This window comes from Arthrobacter sp. 10N410 (assembly GCF_056394945.1).
Window position 1 is genome coordinate 672,351 of sequence record NZ_JBFTIP010000001.1, and the last position, 19,130, is coordinate 691,480.

The following is a 19,130-nucleotide window of genomic DNA, read 5'->3' on the forward strand; positions in this document are numbered from 1 at the left end:
GACGCCGTACGGCGCCGCCAGCCGGCGTGCACCGACGCCACTTCGAAGGGACACCTCTTGGCGGAACCACTGGACCGGTACGATGCCGACCTCACCACGCCGCAGATGGTGATCCTGGAGCTGGACGCGGAGGACAAGTTCGACGCCGCCGCCCAGCTCGCGCAGCGGATGTACGACGCCGGCCGGATCTCCGATCTGGAGGGGTTCCTCAGCCACGTCAACGCCCGCGAACACCAGCTGGCCACCGGGCTTCCCGGCGGCGTCGGCCTGCCGCACGCCCGCAGCGAATTTGTTTCCCGCACCTCGATCGCGGTCGGCATCACCAAGTACGGCAAGGCGCTGGACTTTGGGGCGGCCGACGGACCGGCCACCGTTATCCTGCTGATCGCGACGCCCGCGAGTTCCTTCTCGGACCACCTGGAGGTGCTGGCCACCCTGGCGCGTTCGCTGTCCAAGGAGTCCTTCCGGGAGTCGCTCCGCCGAGCCTATGATCCCGAAGTGATCTCCGAACTGATCAATTCCAGCCTGGTGTTCTTCGACCACTAGCACCTGCTGCCGACGCTATGGCTGGTCTCCAGAGCCGTTTCGTTGTTCTACACGCCGACGAAGTACGGTTAAGGGGTGCTGAAAACCGCCCTCAAACCCCGCTGGATCGCAGGCCTGGTGCTGGCGATCGTGATTTCGGGAGTCTTTGTGCTGTTGAGCCAGTGGCAGTTCGGCCGCTCCACACGGTCCGAGGCGCCGGTTTCCACAGGAACCGAGGACGCCCGCCCGCTGACCACGGTCCTGAAGCCGGGACAGTTCTTCCCGGGCTCGGTGGCCGACCAGGTCGTCACCGCCACCGGCAGCTACGACCCGCGGAAGCAGGTCCTGGTGCCGGGCCGGATTCACGAGGGCGCCAAGGGATTCTGGATCGTCTCCGCCTTCGCCGTGCAGGGCGCTCCCGCCTTGACCGGCGCCGGCGCATCGCCGCAGACCTGGATCCCGGTGGCCCGGGGCTGGGTGGCCGATGCGGCTGACGCCGCGGCGCCGCCGTCGGGCACTATTGAACTCACCGGTCGGCTGATCCCCTCCGAAGCGCCGCTGCCCAACACCGACGCCGGCGCCGGGCGGGCAAGCGCCGTCTCCGTCGCGGAACTCATTAATCTCTGGGACGTCAGCAGCTATCCCGGGTTCGTGGCCGCCAGCGCCGAGCGCTCCGGCGGTGCGGACGTTGCCGCCGCCGGCTCCGTCAAACCGCTCAATATCGGCCCGCAGCCGCCCGCCCAGACCGTGAACTGGCTCAACCTCTTCTACGCCGCGGAGTGGGTGGTCTTTGCCGGCTTCGCACTGTTTATTTGGTGGCGCCTGGTCAAGGACGACTACCGCCGCGGCCTCGAAGACGCCCAGGACGAGGCGGCCGCCCGGCTGGCCGCCGCCGGCGGACCCCACGACACCGATCCGCCCACTGATTCCCCCGCAACCGAACCAACCAATCCGAGAGTGCAATCATGATCGAGCCCCAGCCGGCCATCCAGCCGCAGCAGTCCAACGGAACGGGAAGCGCCAACGGCAAGAAGCGCCGCTTCGGCGGGACCGAGGCGCAGATCCGCTCCGCCCTGAAGTTCTACAAGGTCCTCGCCTACCTGACGGGCTCCATGCTGCTCCTGCTCTGCGCGGAGCTGATCGCCCGCTACGTCTTCGGCCACTACCTTTTCGCCGGCGGCACCAACGCCGTGACCGGGCAGCCGTTCGGCTTCGGGTTCGCCGACGCCGAGCCGCCGGGAGTGATCGGGGGAGTGAACCTCTCCGTGGCGGTGCTGATCGTGCACGGCTGGATGTACGTCGTCTACCTGATGTCCAACTTCCGACTCTGGTCGCTGATGCGCTGGCCTTTTGCCAAGCTCGTCATCCTGGCGCTGGGCGGCGTCGTGCCGTTCCTGTCCTTCTTTGTGGAAAAGAGGTTCCACGCAGAGGTGGAGGCGGAACTGGCGGCCAACCCGCAGGCGCCGCAGCGCTACTGACCTGCTCTCCTCCGGACGCTCCGGCGGCCTGTGAGTTCGCTTACCCGGGGCTTCTCAATGTGCGGGGGACCGGCGGTGCAAAGTAGGCTAGTGGGGTGACCACTCCCACTGCATCCCAGACGTCCCAAAGGCCTGTGCTGGTTGTTGACTACGGTGCCCAGTACGCGCAGCTGATTGCCCGCCGCGTCCGGGAAGCGAATGTGTATTCGGAAGTCGTTCCGCATACCTACAGCACCGAGCAGCTGCTGGCCAAGAACCCGGCCGCCATCATCCTCTCCGGCGGCCCCGCGAGCGTCTACGCCGAAGGTGCCCCGAGCGTCGGCGCAGACCTGTTCGAGGCCGGCGTCCCGGTGTTCGGCATTTGCTACGGCTTCCAGGCCATGGCCAACGCCCTGGGCGGCAAGGTCGCCCAGACCGGACTGCGCGAATACGGCGCCACCGAGACCACCACCATCGGCGAAGGCCGCTCCATCCTTGAGGGCATGCCGCAGCACCAGAGCACCTGGATGAGCCACGGCGACTCCGTCCACGAGGCCCCGGAGGGCTTTGAGGTCCTCGCGACGACGGCGGGCGCCGACGTCGCCGCCTTCGCCAACGAGGAGAAGTGCCTCTACGGCGTGCAGTGGCACCCCGAAGTGAAGCACTCCGCCTACGGCCAGCAGGTCCTGGAGAACTTCCTCTTCAAGGGCGCCAAGCTGGAACCGAACTGGACCACCGGCAACATCCTCGAAGAGCAGGTGGCGCGGATCCGCGAACAGATCGGCGACTCCCGCGTGATCTGCGGGCTCTCCGGCGGCGTGGACTCCGCCGTGGCCGCAGCCCTCGTCCAGCGCGCCGTCGGGGACCAGCTCACCTGTGTCTTCGTCGACCACGGCCTGCTGCGCGAAGGCGAAGCGGAGCAGGTGGAACGCGATTTTGTGGCCGCCACGGGCGTCAAGCTCTACGTCGCCAACGAGCAGGAGCGTTTCCAGGCCGCACTGGCCGGCGTCAGCGACCCGGAAACCAAGCGCAAGATCATCGGCCGCGAATTCATCCGCGCGTTCGAAGAGGCCGAACTGGCCATCATCGCCGAGGCTGCGGCGCACGGCGAAAAGATCAAGTTCCTGGTCCAGGGCACCCTGTACCCCGACGTCGTCGAATCCGGCGGCGGCGAGGGCGCGGCAAACATCAAGAGCCACCACAACGTGGGCGGCCTGCCGGAAGACCTGCAGTTCGAGCTCGTGGAACCGCTGCGTGCACTGTTCAAGGACGAGGTCCGCGCCGTCGGCGCCCAGCTCGGCCTGCCGCAGGAAATCGTGGGCCGTCAGCCCTTCCCGGGCCCCGGGCTCGGCATCCGGATCGTCGGCGAAGTGACCAAAGAGCGGCTGGACCTGCTGCGCAAGGCCGACGCCATCGCGCGCGCCGAGCTGACCGCGGCCGGCCTCGACAACGAGGTCTGGCAGATGCCGGTCGTGCTGCTGGCGGACGTCCGCAGCGTCGGGGTGCAGGGCGACGGCCGCACCTACGGCCACCCGATCGTGCTGCGTCCGGTGTCCTCCGAGGACGCCATGACAGCGGACTGGTCGCGGCTGCCCTACGAGCTGCTCGCCCGGATCTCCAACCGGATCACCAACGAGGTGGACGGCGTGAACCGCGTGGTACTGGATGTCACCAGCAAGCCGCCGGGAACCATCGAGTGGGAATAGCGTTGTGAATGGCCGGCCTCTTCGGAGGCCGGCCATTTTCTTTTGGCCAGCCCTTTCGCCGAAGCAATTTGCCCACGAATTTGGTGTACGCCAGTGTTGCGGCCCCGCACTGACGCCCGATTCGGGCTAACCTCGAAGGCATGCCGGTATGGTCCAGGGCGTCCCGCGCGAACTCAGAAACCGCGAGCACAGAAACCGTGAGCACAGAAAAGAAGGCAGCAGTGTCAGTTGGTCAAGGCCACCCCGAGGGCTCCGAGGAGTTCAGGAAATGGCTGTCGGGTCTCAAACCCGTTACCGGAGCAGACACCATGCTGCGCTTTACGAAAACGCCCGAGGGCTCCATTGACCTGACTCACGCGCATCCCTCGGGCCTGGCGCAGCTGATGGCCGGCCGCAGGACCCGCCTGTCGACCCTGATCCGTGACCGTCAGCAGTACGTCGTCGCCGCGCGGGCCTCGCGCAACCTTCGCTCCAAGATCTTCGAGCTCGCCAACGACCGCGGCATCGACGCCGGCTACTTCTCGGCCGGCACCGTTGTCTGGACCTCCGCCGTCGGGGGCAAGCCGCAGCGCGTGTCCGCGCCGGTCATGCTCACCGCCATTTCCCTCACCGTGCGCCCCGGCGAGGACGATTACGAACTGCAGCTCACGGAACAGGCCCGGATCAACCCCGCCCTGGTCCGGCACTTGAAGACCATCCACGGGATTGTCTTCGACGTCAACGCCGTGACTCGGATGGCCTACAGCACGGCCCGGTACGATCCGCAGCCGGTGCTGGACCGCCTCGGCACCCTGATCCAGCCGATCCACGGCGCCGAAATCGAGCACAACCTGCTCGTCTCGACGTTCGCCGACCTCTCCGGCAACCTGGATGACCCCTGGATCAACCCGAACAACGCGCTCGTGGCGGCGCTGGGCCGTGCCGCGGCCGGCGACCCGGTGGATGTTCCCCACCTCGAAGAGGGGCGCTTTCCCAGCACGGACCAGCGCAGCCCCGCCGACGAACTCCTGCTGCTTGACGCCGATACGGACCAGCAGTACGTCGTGGACGCCGTCCGCGCCGGCGACTCACTGGTGGTCAGCAGCCCGCCGGGCACCGGACAGACCCAGACCGCGATCAACACCATCGGCGCCTTGGTCGATGAAGGCAAAAGCGTCCTGGTCGTGGGCGACCGCCGGGCCAGCCTGGGCGAAGTTTCCGCACAGCTGGAGACGTTGGGGCTCGAATCGCTGCTCGTGCAGCTCGCCGGCAACTCCACGCCCCTGATGCTCAAGGGGCAGCTGGTCCGCGCGATTGTCCGCAACGAAAAGTCGCTCGAACCGCAGCTGAAGAACCTGCACTCCACCCTGACCGAGCACCGGCACGCCCTGATGGACCATGTCGCATCCCTGCACAACGTTCGCCAGCGCTGGGGCTGCTCGCCGTACGAGGCCATGCAGTCGCTCGCGGCCCTGACCGCCATCCACCCGGCACCGGCCACCACCGTCCGGCTCAAGCGCAGCGTGCTGGACAGCATCCGGGACCGTGAGGAACTGGCCGGACGGCTCAAACGGGCGGCCGAGCTGGGCAGCTTCAGCCGCGCCTCGACCATGAGCCCCTGGCATGGCGCCCGGCTGCTGACGCGCAAGGAGACCCAGGAGGCGCAGCAGGTGGCCCGCTCTGTCGCGGACAAGCTCCCGCAGCTGCGCGAACGAATGAACGGCGTCGCCGAACACGCAGAGATCCGCCTCGGCGAGACATTCGCCGAATGGGGGGACCAGATCGACCTGCTGGTCGCGGTCCGGGAAAGCCTGGACAAGTTCACCCCCGACATCTTCGACCGGCCCGTCCATGATTTGATTTCGGCCACCGCCCCGTCCTCGTGGCGCCGCGAGCGGAACATCGAAATGGCGTCGATGCAACGCTCACGCCTGCGCCGCGTTGCCAAGGAGTACGTCCGTCCGGGCGTGCACATCGCGGACCTTCACAGTTCGCTGGTGCTGGTCCAGGAGCAGCGGGCCACCTGGTCGGGGTACGCCACCACTCAGCGCCACCCTGCCGTTCCCTCCGGGCTGGCCGAGATCACCGCCCTGTACCGGGAGCTGGATTCCGAGCTGGCCGAGCTGAGTGAGGCCGTGCGGCATACGGCTGCCGGCGGAGCGGTCCGGGACACCCCGTACGAGGAACTGGTGGAGCGCCTGGAACGCCTCGTCGCGGACACCGGCACGCTGGAGACCCTGCCCGAGCGCACCTTGCTGGTGGAGAACATGCGCGAGCACGGCCTGGGCGAGCTGCTCGCGGACCTCGCCGAGCGCGAGGTGCCGGCCGAGTCGGTGGCCGCGGAGCTTGAGCTGGCCTGGTGGCAGTCGGCCCTCGAAGCCATGATCAGCGGTGACGACTATCTCGCCATGTCCGACGGCGACGCACTCCGCCAGCTCGAGGCGGAGTACCGCCTCGCGGACAACGCGCACATCGCCAGCGGCGCCGCCCGGTTGCGCTGGAAACTGGCCGAGCGGTGGCGCGCCGCCCTCAGCGAGCACCCCCGCCAGGCCGACCTGCTGCGCAGCCTGCTCAAGGACGGGCGGGTCACTCCGGCGGCACTGACCGCGCAGTCACCGGAGCTCGTGCCCATGCTCGTGCCGGTTTGGTCTGTCAGCCCCTACCTTATGACCAGCCTGCTGCCGGCCGAACAGCGCTTCGACGCGGTCGTGATCCTCGACGCCGAGGCGACCTCCCTGCAGGCCGTGCTGCCCGCCGTGGCGCGCTCCCGGCAGGTCATTGCTTTTGGCGACGACAAAATCGCCAGCCCGCGCGGCTTCACCGTGGGGGTCGAGCGGCTCGCCGCGGGTGAGAACTCGCACCAGCCGGTGGACAGCGCTTACCAGGCCCTGGCCGCCGTGCTGCCGGTCTGGAAACTGCGGACCGTCTACCGCGCCGTCGACGAGGACCTGGTCCGGCAGTTGAGCAAGGGATTCTACGAGGGCGGACTCCGCCGGCTCCCGGAGGGGCAGTCGGCCACGGGCCTGGACCGGGCCCTGACAGTGGAATACCTGCCGGACGGGACCGGCCTGCCGAGCGCCGACCACGACGGCGTCGAATCCGTCGTGGCCGAAGTGAACCGTGTGGTGGAGCTGGTCTTCGAACACGCACGGCTGCGCCCCCGCACCTCCCTGGCGGTTGTCACGGGCAGCCTGCGTCACGCCGCCCGGATCGGCGAGGCCATCCGGCGGCAGCTGCCCAACTACCCGGTGCTGGGCAGTTTCTTCACCGCCGGCGACGAATCTTTCCGGGTCGTGGACCTCGAACGGGCCCAGGGGCTGGTCCGCGACCATGTGATCTTCTCGCCCGGTTACGGCCGCACCCCGCACGGGCGTGCGCTGCATAGCCTCGGGCCGCTTTCAGCCGAGGGCGGCCGTGCTAAATTCGCCCTGGCGATGACCCGGGCGCGGCGTTCACTGCACGTGCTGAGCTGCTTCCGGCCCGAGGACCTGGACGTCACCCGCCTGAGCCACGGCGCGGTGGACTTCTACGAGCTCCTGGACCGCGAGATCGCCGGCAACTCCGACCTGGGGAGCCCGGCATCCCGTGCCGCGGCCAGCGAGCAGGCCCTTGGCGCCGACCCGCTTGTGGCCGATCTCGGGGACCGGCTCCGTGCCCGCGGCGCCCGCGTCTGGCACCAGTACGACGGCGTCCTGGACATGGTTGCCGCGGCCGACCCGATGCACACTATCGGCCAGGACGACGCCGAGATTCCCCGCCCGGTTGCCATCGAGTCTGACGGCACCGAACGGTACCGGCGGATGACAGTGCGTGAGCGCAGCCGGCTCCGCCCGCAGTTGCTGGAGCGCATGGGCTGGCGGTACATGCCACTATGGACAATAGAAGTCTTCACCGATCCGTCCGCCTGCGCGGACCGGATCGGCGGCTACCTCGGACTGGAGAAGCCTGCGGCGCCGAGCCGGGTGCGCCCCTCGCCCGGTTTCTCCGACGACATCGAAAACCTGAGCGTCGAAGACGGGCAAGATGCCTACGCTCCGGCCGCAGCTGACCGGGGCTGACCGGCAGGCCCGGAGGCACTGAACAGTTATTTGCAGCAAGGAGGCCGGCGGCATGAGCGCAGACGGCGAGAACGAAAACAACAACCACGGTGACGGCAGTGACAGCGGTGACGCAAAGCAGGCAGGCGACCCGAACGTGACTGCCCCGGACACCGCTGAACGGAATCAGGAAGCGCCCGCCCAGAAACCACAGGGGCAGCCGGGGGCCGGCGCCGCGGCTTCCGGCGGACTGCTGCCGAACAAGGCGGCCGAAGACGATCCGCGCCGCTGGGGCGACCAGCCCGGGAGCTACGACCACGATGCCTGGCTCAAGGAGCAGCGGCCGCCGCACTGGGGCTGACCCGCACGCCGGCGAAGCAGCCGGCGGCCTTCGCTATCCGCGCGTGGCCCTGACCAGGACGAAGAACAGCTTGCCCTGCGTGGACGCTCCGGCGAGTTGGCGGGCCTGGTCAGGGTCCGCGGCCACCACGATCAGGCCGTCCGGCGCCCCGGCGTCGAGCCATGGGCCGGCCCGGCCGCCCTGCGCTGAGGTCCACAGGACCGGAACAGCCGAAGCGAGGAGCCGGGAAGCGGCTGCCTTTTCATAACCGTCGCCGCTCGTCATCACGACATTGACCAGCTGGCCTGGGGAGACCAGCTGGATCGAGGCAGGGTCTGCCATGCGAAGTGGCACGGCCACCGAACCCGGCGGACTGCCGGCAAGCAGCCCGGGGCCGACGAACTGTGAGTCGGAGAGTAGCTGGCCCTTGCGCAGGGCCACGGCGAGCTGTTTCCCGTCCAGTCCGGCAGGGTCAAGCGGGCCGGCGGGCAGAACGCCGGGCGGGATCTGGATGGCGACGACGTCGGCCGCGTCCAGCACCCGGCCGGCCGGGAGATCCTTGGCCGCGGCCCACGCGGTGACGGTGGCTTCGGGCGCAGGCGTCAGCTGCTGCACGGCCATGCCGGCGGCGAGGCACAGCAGCAGGGCTATGACCAGCCGGCGGTGTCTGCCCAGCCAGCCGCGGAAGCGCCGCCTCGGCGGAAATTTGCGGCGGGCGCCAGGGCGGATGGCAGCGCGCGGAAGCGGTGACGGAGCCGATCTGAAACGCGGCGTCGACCCGTAAGACGGTGCTGATCGGGAAAAGAGTGTGCGGCGGCTGCGGTGGGCCATGTCGCCACGTTATGGTGGGGAAGCCAGCGGGCGTCAGGCCCGGGCGGCGCTATGTGGACAACCGCGAGGGTGCCGGCCTGCCGGGTACTAGTTGGCGGCGGCGGAAGCCGGTGCGGAGCTCGCAGCCGGGCTGGCAGCGGGGGCGACGGCGCTGCCCTTGCTGTCGCGTGAGTCGGTCCGGTAGAAGCCGGAGCCCTTGAACACGACGCCGACGCTGTTGAACTTCTTGCGCAACGTCCCGTGGCACTCCGGGCAGGTCGTCAGGGAGCTGTCCGTAAACGACTGCACGGTCTCGAAGGCGTGGCTGCAGTCCTTGCAGGCATATGCATACGTGGGCACTGGGGTTCCTCCTCTTGGACAAACGAGCAGGTCCCGTGCTGCCGGAGCGGCATTTCCGCCACCGGAATCGGTGGACGAGGAAACCGCGTTAGCAGTCGCAGGGCCTGAGTGCCAATTCTATCACCCGCCGACTGCGGCTAGGAAAGCCCGGCAAGCCGGACCAAGCCGCCAGGAGTCAGGGCGGCGGCGACCTTCTGATCGAAGGACTCCGCCGGGATGCTGCCAGCGGGGAGTACCTCGGCGTCGTAGACGACGGCCGCCGTCGGCAGCGGGCCATCGCCAGCCCGGGAAGGGCCCGCCGGCAGGGCGGCGAGGGCCGCAAGGAACTTGTCGTAATAGCCGCCGCCCTGCCCGATCCTGTTGCCCGAACGGTCCAGGGCCGTGGCCGGGAGGAAGATTCCGGCCACGTCCCGCATCACGGACGTGCCGAGCCGTTCACCGGTCGGCTCCTGGATGGGTGCATAGCGGCTGCGGACAAACTCCGAGGCCGGAGTCCAGTACACCCAGCTCAGCGCCAGTCCAGGTTCGCAAACCGGGAGCAGCACCCGGTGGCCGGCATCATGCAGGGCGGCCAAGAGGGGCAGGGTGGGCGGCTCGGAACCGACGCCGAGGTAGGCAGCGAAGGTGCGTGGTCCGCCGTCGGCCAGCCCGGAGGCCCACGCCAGCCCGTGCCGGGCGATTGCCGAACCGGCGGCATCCAGCTCCGCCGGCGACATCGCTGTCCGGCGCAGCCGGTGCCGCGAACGGATCTCTTCCTTGGTGCTCATGCGGTGGCGTCCTCTCGCCCGGGCGGCGCCTGATGATGTCGGCTGCCGCGGCTGCCGTGCCGGTGGGGACAATTACCTGATGTTTTGCCCCCTCAGTTAGATTAGTCGAGTGATTACACCCAACGCCTCCGTCCGTAAGGCCGTCATCCCTGCTGCGGGCCTCGGCACCCGTTTCCTTCCGGCCACCAAAGCGATGCCGAAGGAAATGCTGCCGGTCGTCGACAAGCCGGCCATCCAGTACGTGGTCGAGGAAGCCGTGAACGTGGGCCTCAACGACGTCCTGATGATCACCGGACGCAACAAGCGCGCCCTCGAGGACCACTTCGACCGCGTGCCCACCTTGGAAGCGACGCTGGAGGCCAAGGGCGACACCGCCAAGCTGGAGTCCATCCAGGCCGCGAGCAACCTGGGCGATATCCACTACGTCCGCCAGGGCGACCCCATGGGCCTCGGGCACGCCGTGTTGCGCGCCAAGCAGCACGTCGGTTACGAACCTTTTGCCGTGCTGCTGGGCGACGACCTCATCGATGCCCGCGACGAGCTGCTCAGCACCATGATCGAGGTCCAGGCAAAGACCGGCGGCTCGGTCGTGGCTTTGATCGAGGTCGACCCCTCGCAGATCAGCGCCTATGGCTGCGCCGACGTCGAGCCGGTTGAGGGCGAGGAGTACGTCCGGATCAAGCAGCTGGTGGAGAAGCCCGACGTCGACGAGGCCCCTTCGAACCTGGCCATCATCGGCCGCTATGTGCTGCACCCCGCGGTCTTCGAGGTCCTCGAGCGGACCGAGCCCGGCCGCGGCGGGGAAATCCAGCTCACCGACGCCCTGCAGGAACTTTCCGCCGGCGAAGGTGAAGGCTACGGCGTGTACGGCGTCATTTTCCGCGGCCGCCGCTATGACACGGGCGACAAGCTGAGCTACCTCAAGGCCTGCGTCCAGCTCGCCTGCGACAGCGATGACCTCGGCCCCGGTCTGCGCGAATGGCTGCCCGGCTTCGCCTCCAGCCTGACGAAATAGTCCCATGGGGGGCAGCTTCACCTGGCCGGTGACCCTGGAGTGCGGCGATCTTGTGCTGCGTCCGATCCGGTACCGGGACCGCAAAGAGTGGAGCGAGCTTAGGGCCCGCAACGACGCGTGGCTGGCCCCCTGGGAAGCGTCCAACCCGGTACCCGGCGGCGGCTTGCCTGACTACCGGCAGATGGTGCGGTCGCTCAAGGCCCAGGCGGCGCAGGCCACCGCGCTTCCCTTTGTCATTGCTGCCTGGACTCCCGGGTTCAAGGAACCGGTGATCGTGGGGCAGCTGACGGTCTCCTCGATTGTCTGGGGCTCGGCCATGATGGCCACCCTCGGCTACTGGGTCGACCAGGACCGCGCCGGCCAGGGCATAGCCCCCACCGCCGTCGCGATGGCGACTGACTACTGCTTCCGGACCCTGGGGCTGCACCGGATGGAAATCAACATCCGGCCGGAGAACCGTCCGAGCCTGCGGGTGGTGGAAAAACTCGGATTCCGCGACGAGGGCTACCGGCCGCGTTTCCTGCACATAAACGGCGCATGGGCGGACCACCGCACCTTCGCCCTGACCTCCGAGGAAGTCCCCGGGGGCCTGCTGGCCCGGTGGCTGGAAACACGCCCCGCACAGGCACCGGAAACCCCCGCCTGACCAGCAGTTTCGTCATATATCCAGTGATTTGGCAGTTGCCTCGCGACACACCGCTGCCAATGCCGCCCGCTCCGCCGTCTTGCTCATACGGTTTTGATTGTGGACTTCCCTCTTAGCAGCTCAGTGATCCTTGTCATTGCTGTTGCGCTCTGGATCGTATGGGTGGCTCCTTACATGCTCCGGAACGGCCGCCCCCAGCTGCAGCCGGCGGGGGAGCTCCTGATGAATGCCGTGGATGTAGAAAAAGCAGACCCCCAAGCCGGAAACCTCATGAAGATGGCTGCCCCGCAGGAGACACCGATGACGAGTACGCAGCGCCCCGAGTCAGCCCCGGGTTCCACTAACCCCGGCGATCGGAAACCGGCGGCTCCGGCGTTCCGGATCCGCTACGGCCGGCTGGCACTTGCCGTGCTGGGGCTGCTCTCGCTGCTCACCGGCGTCGTGTCCGCCGCCCTTCGGCTCTTCGGCGTCGGCTCGGGCTGGCTGCCCGCCGCCACCCTGCTCGGGGCCGTTGCCGCCGTCGTGTTGCTCCGCAGGCTTGCGGTGCGGGACCGCCGGCGCAAGGTGAACGCCGCGTTCCGCTCGGCCATGGGCGCCCCGGCGCGGAGAGCTTCCGAGGAGACCCCGGCGCAGTCCGACGTCGTCCGGGAAGCTGCGGTGCCCGCCAAGGAGAGTCCGCTCTTCGATGCAGAAGCAGGCGCCGCGCAGCCCCAGGCCGCCCCCGCACCCCTGACAGCCGACGAACTGCGGCAGGCGGCACTGGCCGAGGCCGCCGCCTCGGGCGATACGTCCGTGCGCCGCGTCGGCGACCCGTCCTCTGCAGAAGGCTCCAGCTGGGAACCCGTGGAGGTCCCCAAGCCGACGTATGTGGAGGCGCCCAAGGCGGAACGCCCCGCCCCGGAGCCTCTGGACCTGCCGGAAGCCCCGAAAGCCGTCGGCAAGCCCTCGCTCAAGCAGGCCACCGTCCGGCAGCCGGAGGCGGCTGCTGCCGAGTCGAAGGTGATGGGCAAGGGGCAGAGCGCCCTGAGCAACCTCGACGACGTCCTGCAGCGCCGACGCGCCTGACTCAAACTTCCCGCCCCGGGCAGCCGACGCATCGGCCGCCCGGGGCTTTTTGTTGCCCGCGGGAGTTATCCTGACGAGCATGACGAGAATCTGCGTTGCGGGGGGAACCGGCCAGGTGGGCCGTGAAGTGGTGCGGCAGGCCGTCGAGGGCGGACACCGCGTCGCCGTGCTTAGCCGTCGTCCGCCCGCGCCGGGGGAGGCCGGCCGGGACGACGGCGCAGAGTATTTCCGTGGGGATGTCACCACGGGGGAGGGGCTGGCCGCCGCGCTGGCCGGAGCCGATGTCGTCATCGATTGCCTTGAGGGACAATCCGGCAGGGCGTTGAAGAACTTCGCCGACGGCGGAGCGCGGCTGCTCGCTGCCGCCCAGGACGCCGGCGTCAGGAAGGCTGTCATGCTCTCGATCGTCAACTGCGACCGGAGCAGCTTTGGCTACTACAAGTCGAAGGCGGCCAAAGAGCAGGTCTACGAGCGTTCCGGGCTTGAAACCCTGGTGCTTCGGGCCACGCAGTTCCATTCCCTGCTCGCCGGCGTGTTTGCCGCCGGAGCAAGGATCCGGCTGATCCCAGTGGTGAAGGGCGCCCGGTTCCAGCCGATTGCGCCCGCAGAGGTGGCCACGGAACTACTGGAGTCGGCGCTGGAGGCGCCGTCCGGCGTGCAGCACCGGGTCCGGACCGTCGGAGGTCCGGAGATCGTCGGGATGCGCGAGCTGGCCCACAGCTGGCGGCAGGCTACCGGGGCGCGCGGCCGGCTAGTGGAACTGCCGCTGCCCGGCGGCATGGGCAACTACCTGCGCGCCGGCCTCAACCTGGCCCCCGGCGAGCGACACGGCACGCAGACATTCGAGGGCTGGCTGGCAATGCACGCCGATAGTTTGTAGCCTAGGAACGTTGACAACGCCGTTCCTCCGGGAGCGGCGTTGCTGCGGGGCTATAGCTCAGTTGGTAGAGCGCTTCGTTCGCATCGAAGAGGTCAGGAGTTCGAATCTCCTTAGCTCCACAATTCGCAGGGGTTTTTGAATCCCTGCGCCGTTGGAAGAACGTTCGTTTAGGCCCTAGCTGTACACGCGAATCCGACGGCGCCCGCCTGGCCAGCCGGCGAGGACGCGTGGCGGCCAAGCGGCCAGGGAGGGCCCAGAGACCCCCAGTCCGGCAACCGACTCTCAGCCCCGGCAGTCTGTGGTCGTCCTTGAGCTTCCGCCCGGGCCGTAGTGGATGATGATCACTTGGTTGGGTGCAGACCCCTGGCTGACCATCATGACGCGAATGTCCTGCGAGAAATCGCTGCTCGACGAGGTGAGCTTATTTGTTGTCGTCATCACGTATCGATTGCCCTGGTCACCAAGGCCAATGCCCTGATAGACGTAGCGGTGAAAATAGGTGCCGTCCTTCTGCAGCTTGGTTACGATGTGGAAGCTCCCCTTCACTTCGACATATTCACCGTTGCAGGTGTTGATCCCACTGTTGTAGGACTGATGCCGTTCGGATTCGGCGGGGTCCGCTGTCGCGGCGGCAGCGGGAGCCAGCAAAGCCAGGGACAGAGCAATCGGGGCAAGGGTTCGGGTTACTAAGCGCATGACAACCTCTTCGTTGGGGGCGGAAGCCCCGGGCGGGGCCTGGAGTAGTGGATGGGCGCAGCGCACTGACGAAAATGCGGCTGCCATCACCCCCCAGCATGCGACAGGGCATCAAGCTACCCGACCCGGGGAGAAAGCGGTAGAGCTAACCAGACTTCGCCCGCGGCCCGGCGCCGGCGCATCGTGCCGCTCCGGGCGGCCAAGGTCGGCCTGGACCCTGCGGCGCCGCCCGAGAGTCATGCCCCCATCCTGCGCCTTTCTGCCCGTTCAGCGGGCCAACGGAGCCCCTGACGTAGTGCGGCGCCTCGAATTCCCTTACGCTGACACCGGAGCCGACGACGACGGGGGTAGGGGCGCCGATGAGTGATCCGGGGGAGCCGAGGCGGATTCCGCTTTGGAAACTTGAAGAAACGGCCGGCAGCCAGGCCCCGCCGGAAGGCTGGCGCGGCAACCCGGCCCCGCTGCTGCCCGGCTGGGACCCCAGCCAGGTCCACACCTCCTCGACCGTCCGGGACGTCTGGGCGCGCCGCGCCCCGTGGCCGGTCCGCCTCCTCCGGGCCCTCGGCAGGATGTTGGGACGGTTGTTCAAGGCTGTCGCCGTCCTGACGGCCATTGCGCTCGTGTGCGGTTTCCTGCTGTACCTCAAAGGTGACCTGAAGCCGTCGTCGTTCCTGGGCGGACCCGCGGGCGATCCTGCCGCCGGCGCATCCGACCCCCTGGTGTACCGCACCGCTCCGTCCGCCGGTGCAAGGCCCCGGACTCCGGCGGCGGCTCCTGCGGCGGTTACTCCGGCGCCCACCCCGCGCGCGGCTGCGGACCACCCCACACCCGGGCGCGAAGAGGCCGTCGCCCCGCTGGGTCGACCCGCGCCGGTCACCGTCAAATCCCGCTCCTACGCGTTTACGGCCACCGGCAAGGACAAGCGGCCGGCCGCCTACGACCCCTGCCGGCCTATCCATTACGTCACGCGCGCCGCCAACCAGCCGGCGGAAGGGCCCCGACTGATCAAGGAGGCCATCGCAGCCGTCTCCCGGGCGACCGGGCTGGTGTTTATCAACGACGGAGCCACCACGGAGGCCCCGGCGGCGAAGCACAAGTCCTACCAGCCGGCGCGGTACGGGGACCGCTGGGCGCCGGTGCTTATCGCCTGGGAGACCACAGCCGAGGAGCCCCGCTTCACCAACTACGCCGTGGGAACCAACGTCATGGGTCTGGGCGGCAGCGCCGCGCTCAGCCGGGACGGCACCGAGGTCACCTACGTCAGCGGCCAGCTGGAACTGAACGGGCCCGCAATGCAGTCCCTGATCCTCCGGGACGGCTTGGCGCCCGCCCGCGGGGTCATCGAACACGAGCTCGGCCACGTCGTGGGCCTGGGCCACGTCCAGGACCCGGCCCAGCTGATGAACCCCACGGCCGTCCCCGGGGTAACCACGTACCAGGCCGGGGACCTCACAGGCCTGTCCGTTCTCGGCCAGGGGGCGTGCAGGCCCGAAGTCTGAGCGGGGAGCGGTGGAAACAACGGCCTGTACCTGTGGACGGCAGGCCGTAGGCGGCCCGGCATCGTCATTCGCACGCTCCTGGGGGAAACTGGCCTGTAGGGCACCCCGCTAACGATCTAGGAAAGAGGACACCATGACGCTCAAAGAGCGCCTGAAAGAAGACGTTGTCACCCACATGAAGGCCGGCAACAAGACCGCGCTGACTACCGTCCGCAACGTCCTGGGCGAGATCAGCACCCGGGAGAAGTCAGGCAAGACGCCGGTTGAGCTAGACGACGCCCAGGTGACGTCGCTGCTGCAGAAGGAAGCCGCCAAGCGTCGCGACACCGCCCGCATCTTCACCGAAGCCGGCGAAACCGACCGCGCCGCCGCCGAGGTCGCTGAAGCCGAAATCATCGAGGCATACCTGCCTAAGGCGCTCACCCGCGACGAGGTGGAAACGATCGTCGACGAGGCCATCGCTGCGCTTAAGGCCGACGGTCAGGAGCTCTCCATGCGCTCCATCGGCGCGGTGATGAAGCCGGTCACCGCCAAGGTGGCCGGTCGCTTCGACGGCAAGTCCGTCAGCGAGATCGTCCGCAGCCGCCTGGCCTGAAACGGGACACGGTTATGCACAGCCTCCGCTGCCAAGCCCCGGGGGTGCCAGGCCCCCGGGCGCCCGGCAGGCGCCGGACCAGTGCCTTTGAGCCGCGGCTGACAGTGTTTTTCCCAAGGAATTCCGCAGGAATTCCTTTCCCGCCCCGGACCTTGCTTTCTGTTCGGTAACGTTGCGCGCGGCTGGCGGTGTGGAACCGCGAGCCGCCCTCAACGTACGAACTCTGGAAGGATCACCCCTTGGCAGGAATCTTCACCTGGCTCAGCGCCCTCGGTACTGCAGGCAAGGCCACCGTCGTTGCCGCCGTCGTCGTCACGGGTGGTGCCGGCGCCGCCATGGCTGCCACCGTAACGGAACTCAGCTCGGACCCGACCGCCACCGTCTCTCCCGAACCGACCGCCACCGAGACCCCGACGGCGGATCCGACGGTTGAGCCGACGGAGGCCGCTCCCGCCCCGGAGCCGACCGAGACCGCTCCGGCCCCGGAGCCGACGGAGACTGAGACCGCTCCCGCCCCGGAACCGACGGAGACTACTCCTGCCCCCGAGCCGACCGAGACTACTCCGGCCCCCGAGCCGACCGAGACTGAGACCGCTCCCGCCCCGGAGCCGACCGACGGCGATGATGCCGACGAGGCCGGGGAAGACCAGTCAAACGAGCACGAGAAGTCCTCGGAGCACGGCAACAGCGCCTGGGCCCACCAGAACGCCGCTGCGCACCGCGCAGCCGGGCTCGCGAAGGCCGCCGAGCACCGCAATGAGCACGCCGCCACCCCCGCGGTTCCGAGCTACGGATCCGGGTCGGTCACCGCAGCCGTTCGCGCGCCGGGCCACGCCGAAGCACCCAAGGCCGCGCACGCCAAGCCCAGCGGGTCGGGCAAGCACCACAAGTAAGCATTGGTCCAAAGACCCCGTACCGCATCGCGGTGCGGGGTCTTTGCTGTCTCCGTGTCCGACCGCTCCGCCCGTTCGGGATAGTCTGAAACCCCGGCCCGCTTACGGACGCCCGCCCACAGTTTCGGCGTCGGCGGCGGATATCGTCGGCCAGCCCCCTCCCGGACAGCCCCCGGGAATCGCCGGGGCCAACCCCCTTGAGAGGACAGCAGCAATGAGCCTGATCCGGCTGCACGACGTCAGCGTCCGCTTCGACAACACCCAGATCCTCCGCGAGGCGTTCTTCCGCCTCGAAGCCGGCGACAGGGTCGGCCTGATCGGCAAGAACGGATCCGGCAAGACCACCATCCTGAAGCTGATCCTGGACCAGGTGTCCCCGGACACCGGCACGGTCAGCGTGGACCTCGGAACCAGGGTGGGGTACTTCTCCCAGTTCTCCGAGCTCAACGGCGACGCGACCATCACCGAAGTCCTCGACGGGTTGTTCGGCGAGATCAAGGCGGTGGAAGCCGAGCTTGCCGCCATTGATGCGGCCATCGCCAAAGATCCCGCGGCAGATGAGCTGGACCGGCTGATCGGGCGGCAGGCCGGACTGTTCGAGGAAATGGACCGGCTCGACGGCTGGGACTACCCGCGCCGCATCGATACGGTGCTGACCACTCTAGGGTTCGACGACGCGCACCGCCATTGTGCGATCGACGCGCTCTCCGGCGGCTGGCGCAACCGTGCCGCGCTGGCGAAGATCCTGCTCGAAGGGCCGGACGTCCTGCTGCTCGACGAGCCCACCAACTTCCTGGACGTCGCCGGTGTCGAATGGCTGGAAAGCTGGTTCCGCGATTTCAAGGGTGCTGCGGTCATCGTCTCGCACGACCGGACGTTCCTGGACGCCGTCGTGACCCGCATCATCGAGGTGGAGAACTTCCACCTGCACGAATACCCCGGCAACTTCGGCGAATACGTGGTCCAGAAGCAATTCCGGCTCAAGACCCTCGAGCAGCAGTTCGTGCACGAGTCCGAGCTGCTCGCGTTCGAGGCCGAAGGGATCGCCGACCGCCGTGAAGCCGCCAAGGCCGCCGGCCGCGGCCTGGGAAACCAGCTCGCCAAGATCAAGAAATCCCGGACGCCCCGGCCGGTCGACCAGATTGTCACCGAGATCTACGGCGGGCTGCACGTGAAGGACGTGCTGTGCCGGGTGGAGGGGCTGGGCAAGTCCTACGGCGAGAAGGTGCTGTTCGACGATTTGAGCTTTGAAATCCGCAGGGGCAACCGGATCGCGGTGCTGGGGGCCAACGGCAGCGGGAAGTCCACCCTGCTGAAGGTCCTGACCGGCGAAGAGGCCGCCGACGCCGGTGCGGTGGCGTGGGCGAAGGGCCCCGGCTTCGTTTCGTACAACCGGATGCTGGAAGACCTCGACGACGGGGACACCGTCTCACACGCCGTCAACGCGCTGCCGGACAGCCTGGCTTTCAGCGCCACGAAGAAGTCCGTGAACCGCTTCCTGGCGATGTTCCAGTTCTCCGAAGCAGACCTCAAGCAGAAGATCGGCAACCTCTCCGGGGGCCAGAAGGCACGTGTGGCCATGGCGCAGTGCCTTCTCTCCGGCGCCTCGGTGCTGTTGCTCGACGAACCCACCAACCACCTGGACCTCTCCAGCACCCAGGTCATGGAGCGGGCGCTGCTGCACTTCCCCGGCGCCGTCGTGGTAGTAAGCCATGACCGGTTCTTCACCGAGAAGATCGCCACCCGCCAGCTCATCTTCGGCGCAGCCGGAGCCGCGCCCGGCGAAGTCGGCCAGCGGGCCGCCTAAGCGGTCAAGCCGCCCGGGGCAGCCGCCCGGGGCAGCCGGCGCGCCGTCGTCGC

18 protein-coding genes and 1 tRNA gene are annotated in these 19,130 nt (G+C 68.3%); 15 read left to right on the top strand and 4 right to left on the bottom strand.

All coding sequences use genetic code 11. From position 1 onward, the window contains the following. Nucleotides 1–57 precede the first annotated feature (57 nt). The 6 genes from AC1DB8_RS03225 to AC1DB8_RS03250 all read left to right on the top strand — a co-directional run bounded on the left by AC1DB8_RS03225 (nucleotide 58) and on the right by AC1DB8_RS03250 (nucleotide 8,065). Entirely contained in the window at nucleotides 58–546 is a 489-nt protein-coding gene (locus AC1DB8_RS03225) for a PTS sugar transporter subunit IIA (RefSeq protein ID WP_441417098.1), read from the top strand. 75 nt (nucleotides 547–621) lie between these two features. Next, nucleotides 622–1,494 (top strand): SURF1 family protein, encoded by an 873-nt coding sequence (locus AC1DB8_RS03230; RefSeq protein WP_441417099.1) that lies wholly within the window; start codon nucleotides 622–624, stop codon nucleotides 1,492–1,494. After that, nucleotides 1,491–2,003, top strand: a complete 513-nt coding sequence (locus tag AC1DB8_RS03235; protein ID WP_441417100.1) for a DUF3817 domain-containing protein — start codon at nucleotides 1,491–1,493, stop codon at nucleotides 2,001–2,003. Before AC1DB8_RS03230 ends, AC1DB8_RS03235 begins: the two co-directional genes overlap by 4 nt. 95 nt (nucleotides 2,004–2,098) lie before the next feature. Beyond that, the gene (gene guaA / locus AC1DB8_RS03240; RefSeq protein WP_441417101.1) at nucleotides 2,099–3,688 is read left to right on the top strand and encodes a glutamine-hydrolyzing GMP synthase; all 1,590 of its coding nucleotides are present in this window, start codon (nucleotides 2,099–2,101) and stop codon (nucleotides 3,686–3,688) included. 221 nt (nucleotides 3,689–3,909) lie between these two features. Then, on the top strand, nucleotides 3,910–7,725 hold the full coding sequence (locus AC1DB8_RS03245) for an AAA family ATPase (RefSeq protein WP_476892150.1): 3,816 nt from the start codon (nucleotides 3,910–3,912) through the stop codon (nucleotides 7,723–7,725). Nucleotides 7,726–7,777: 52 nt separating this feature from the next. Then, nucleotides 7,778–8,065: a hypothetical protein gene (locus AC1DB8_RS03250; protein ID WP_476892151.1), complete on the top strand. Its 288-nt coding sequence runs from the start codon at nucleotides 7,778–7,780 to the stop codon at nucleotides 8,063–8,065. A gap of 33 nt (nucleotides 8,066–8,098) precedes the next feature. Here the strand turns inward: AC1DB8_RS03250 and AC1DB8_RS03255 are convergent, their stop codons facing one another. The 3 genes from AC1DB8_RS03255 to AC1DB8_RS03265 form a co-directional block, all read right to left on the bottom strand. Then, nucleotides 8,099–8,665, bottom strand: a complete 567-nt coding sequence (locus AC1DB8_RS03255; protein ID WP_476892152.1) for an RcpC/CpaB family pilus assembly protein — start codon at nucleotides 8,663–8,665, stop codon at nucleotides 8,099–8,101. A 297-nt stretch (nucleotides 8,666–8,962) separates the two neighbouring features. Then, nucleotides 8,963–9,214: an FmdB family zinc ribbon protein gene (locus tag AC1DB8_RS03260; protein ID WP_441417104.1), complete on the bottom strand. Its 252-nt coding sequence runs from the start codon at nucleotides 9,212–9,214 to the stop codon at nucleotides 8,963–8,965. 137 nt (nucleotides 9,215–9,351) lie between these two features. Beyond that, on the bottom strand, nucleotides 9,352–9,981 hold the full coding sequence (locus AC1DB8_RS03265) for a 5-formyltetrahydrofolate cyclo-ligase (RefSeq protein WP_476892153.1): 630 nt from the start codon (nucleotides 9,979–9,981) through the stop codon (nucleotides 9,352–9,354). A gap of 109 nt (nucleotides 9,982–10,090) precedes the next feature. On the opposite strand from AC1DB8_RS03265, the gene galU reads away from it, so the two are divergent. From galU to AC1DB8_RS03290, 5 genes are all read left to right on the top strand, one after another. Next, nucleotides 10,091–10,996 (top strand): UTP--glucose-1-phosphate uridylyltransferase GalU, encoded by a 906-nt coding sequence (gene galU / locus AC1DB8_RS03270; protein ID WP_441417106.1) that lies wholly within the window; start codon nucleotides 10,091–10,093, stop codon nucleotides 10,994–10,996. 4 nt (nucleotides 10,997–11,000) lie between these two features. Beyond that, nucleotides 11,001–11,642 (top strand): GNAT family N-acetyltransferase, encoded by a 642-nt coding sequence (locus tag AC1DB8_RS03275; protein WP_441417107.1) that lies wholly within the window; start codon nucleotides 11,001–11,003, stop codon nucleotides 11,640–11,642. A 300-nt stretch (nucleotides 11,643–11,942) separates the two neighbouring features. Then, on the top strand, nucleotides 11,943–12,707 hold the full coding sequence (locus AC1DB8_RS03280; protein WP_476892154.1) for a hypothetical protein: 765 nt from the start codon (nucleotides 11,943–11,945) through the stop codon (nucleotides 12,705–12,707). 79 nt (nucleotides 12,708–12,786) lie between these two features. After that, on the top strand, nucleotides 12,787–13,587 hold the full coding sequence (locus AC1DB8_RS03285) for an SDR family oxidoreductase (RefSeq protein WP_476892155.1): 801 nt from the start codon (nucleotides 12,787–12,789) through the stop codon (nucleotides 13,585–13,587). A gap of 46 nt (nucleotides 13,588–13,633) precedes the next feature. Further along, a tRNA-Ala gene (locus AC1DB8_RS03290) sits at nucleotides 13,634–13,706 on the top strand. Nucleotides 13,707–13,869: 163 nt separating this feature from the next. On the opposite strand, the gene AC1DB8_RS03295 is transcribed toward AC1DB8_RS03290, so the two are convergent. Then, the gene (locus AC1DB8_RS03295) at nucleotides 13,870–14,283 is read right to left on the bottom strand and encodes a hypothetical protein (protein ID WP_476892156.1); all 414 of its coding nucleotides are present in this window, start codon (nucleotides 14,281–14,283) and stop codon (nucleotides 13,870–13,872) included. A gap of 359 nt (nucleotides 14,284–14,642) precedes the next feature. Between AC1DB8_RS03295 and AC1DB8_RS03300 the strand changes: the two genes are divergently transcribed. The 4 genes from AC1DB8_RS03300 (at nucleotide 14,643) to AC1DB8_RS03315 (ending at nucleotide 19,077) form a co-directional block, all read left to right on the top strand. Beyond that, the gene (locus AC1DB8_RS03300; RefSeq protein WP_476892157.1) at nucleotides 14,643–15,782 is read left to right on the top strand and encodes a hypothetical protein; all 1,140 of its coding nucleotides are present in this window, start codon (nucleotides 14,643–14,645) and stop codon (nucleotides 15,780–15,782) included. Nucleotides 15,783–15,915: 133 nt separating this feature from the next. Then, on the top strand, nucleotides 15,916–16,377 hold the full coding sequence (locus AC1DB8_RS03305) for a GatB/YqeY domain-containing protein (protein ID WP_476892158.1): 462 nt from the start codon (nucleotides 15,916–15,918) through the stop codon (nucleotides 16,375–16,377). A 239-nt stretch (nucleotides 16,378–16,616) separates the two neighbouring features. Continuing rightward, on the top strand, nucleotides 16,617–17,270 hold the full coding sequence (locus tag AC1DB8_RS03310; RefSeq protein ID WP_476892159.1) for a hypothetical protein: 654 nt from the start codon (nucleotides 16,617–16,619) through the stop codon (nucleotides 17,268–17,270). 214 nt (nucleotides 17,271–17,484) lie between these two features. Beyond that, nucleotides 17,485–19,077 (top strand): ABC-F family ATP-binding cassette domain-containing protein, encoded by a 1,593-nt coding sequence (locus AC1DB8_RS03315; RefSeq protein WP_476892160.1) that lies wholly within the window; start codon nucleotides 17,485–17,487, stop codon nucleotides 19,075–19,077. The last annotated feature ends 53 nt before the right edge of the window (nucleotides 19,078–19,130 follow it).

Coding starts and splice junctions, on each gene's coding strand:
- AC1DB8_RS03255 (WP_476892152.1), bottom strand. CDS start 8,665: ATGGCCGTGCAGCAGCTGACGCCTGCGCCCGAAGCCACCGTCACCGCG.
- AC1DB8_RS03305 (WP_476892158.1), top strand. CDS start 15,916: ATGACGCTCAAAGAGCGCCTGAAAGAAGACGTTGTCACCCACATGAAG.
- AC1DB8_RS03295 (WP_476892156.1), bottom strand. CDS start 14,283: ATGCGCTTAGTAACCCGAACCCTTGCCCCGATTGCTCTGTCCCTGGCT.
- AC1DB8_RS03285 (WP_476892155.1), top strand. CDS start 12,787: ATGACGAGAATCTGCGTTGCGGGGGGAACCGGCCAGGTGGGCCGTGAA.
- AC1DB8_RS03250 (WP_476892151.1), top strand. CDS start 7,778: ATGAGCGCAGACGGCGAGAACGAAAACAACAACCACGGTGACGGCAGT.
- AC1DB8_RS03280 (WP_476892154.1), top strand. CDS start 11,943: ATGACGAGTACGCAGCGCCCCGAGTCAGCCCCGGGTTCCACTAACCCC.
- AC1DB8_RS03265 (WP_476892153.1), bottom strand. CDS start 9,981: ATGAGCACCAAGGAAGAGATCCGTTCGCGGCACCGGCTGCGCCGGACA.
- AC1DB8_RS03275 (WP_441417107.1), top strand. CDS start 11,001: ATGGGGGGCAGCTTCACCTGGCCGGTGACCCTGGAGTGCGGCGATCTT.
- AC1DB8_RS03315 (WP_476892160.1), top strand. CDS start 17,485: ATGAGCCTGATCCGGCTGCACGACGTCAGCGTCCGCTTCGACAACACC.
- AC1DB8_RS03235 (WP_441417100.1), top strand. CDS start 1,491: ATGATCGAGCCCCAGCCGGCCATCCAGCCGCAGCAGTCCAACGGAACG.
- AC1DB8_RS03300 (WP_476892157.1), top strand. CDS start 14,643: ATGAGTGATCCGGGGGAGCCGAGGCGGATTCCGCTTTGGAAACTTGAA.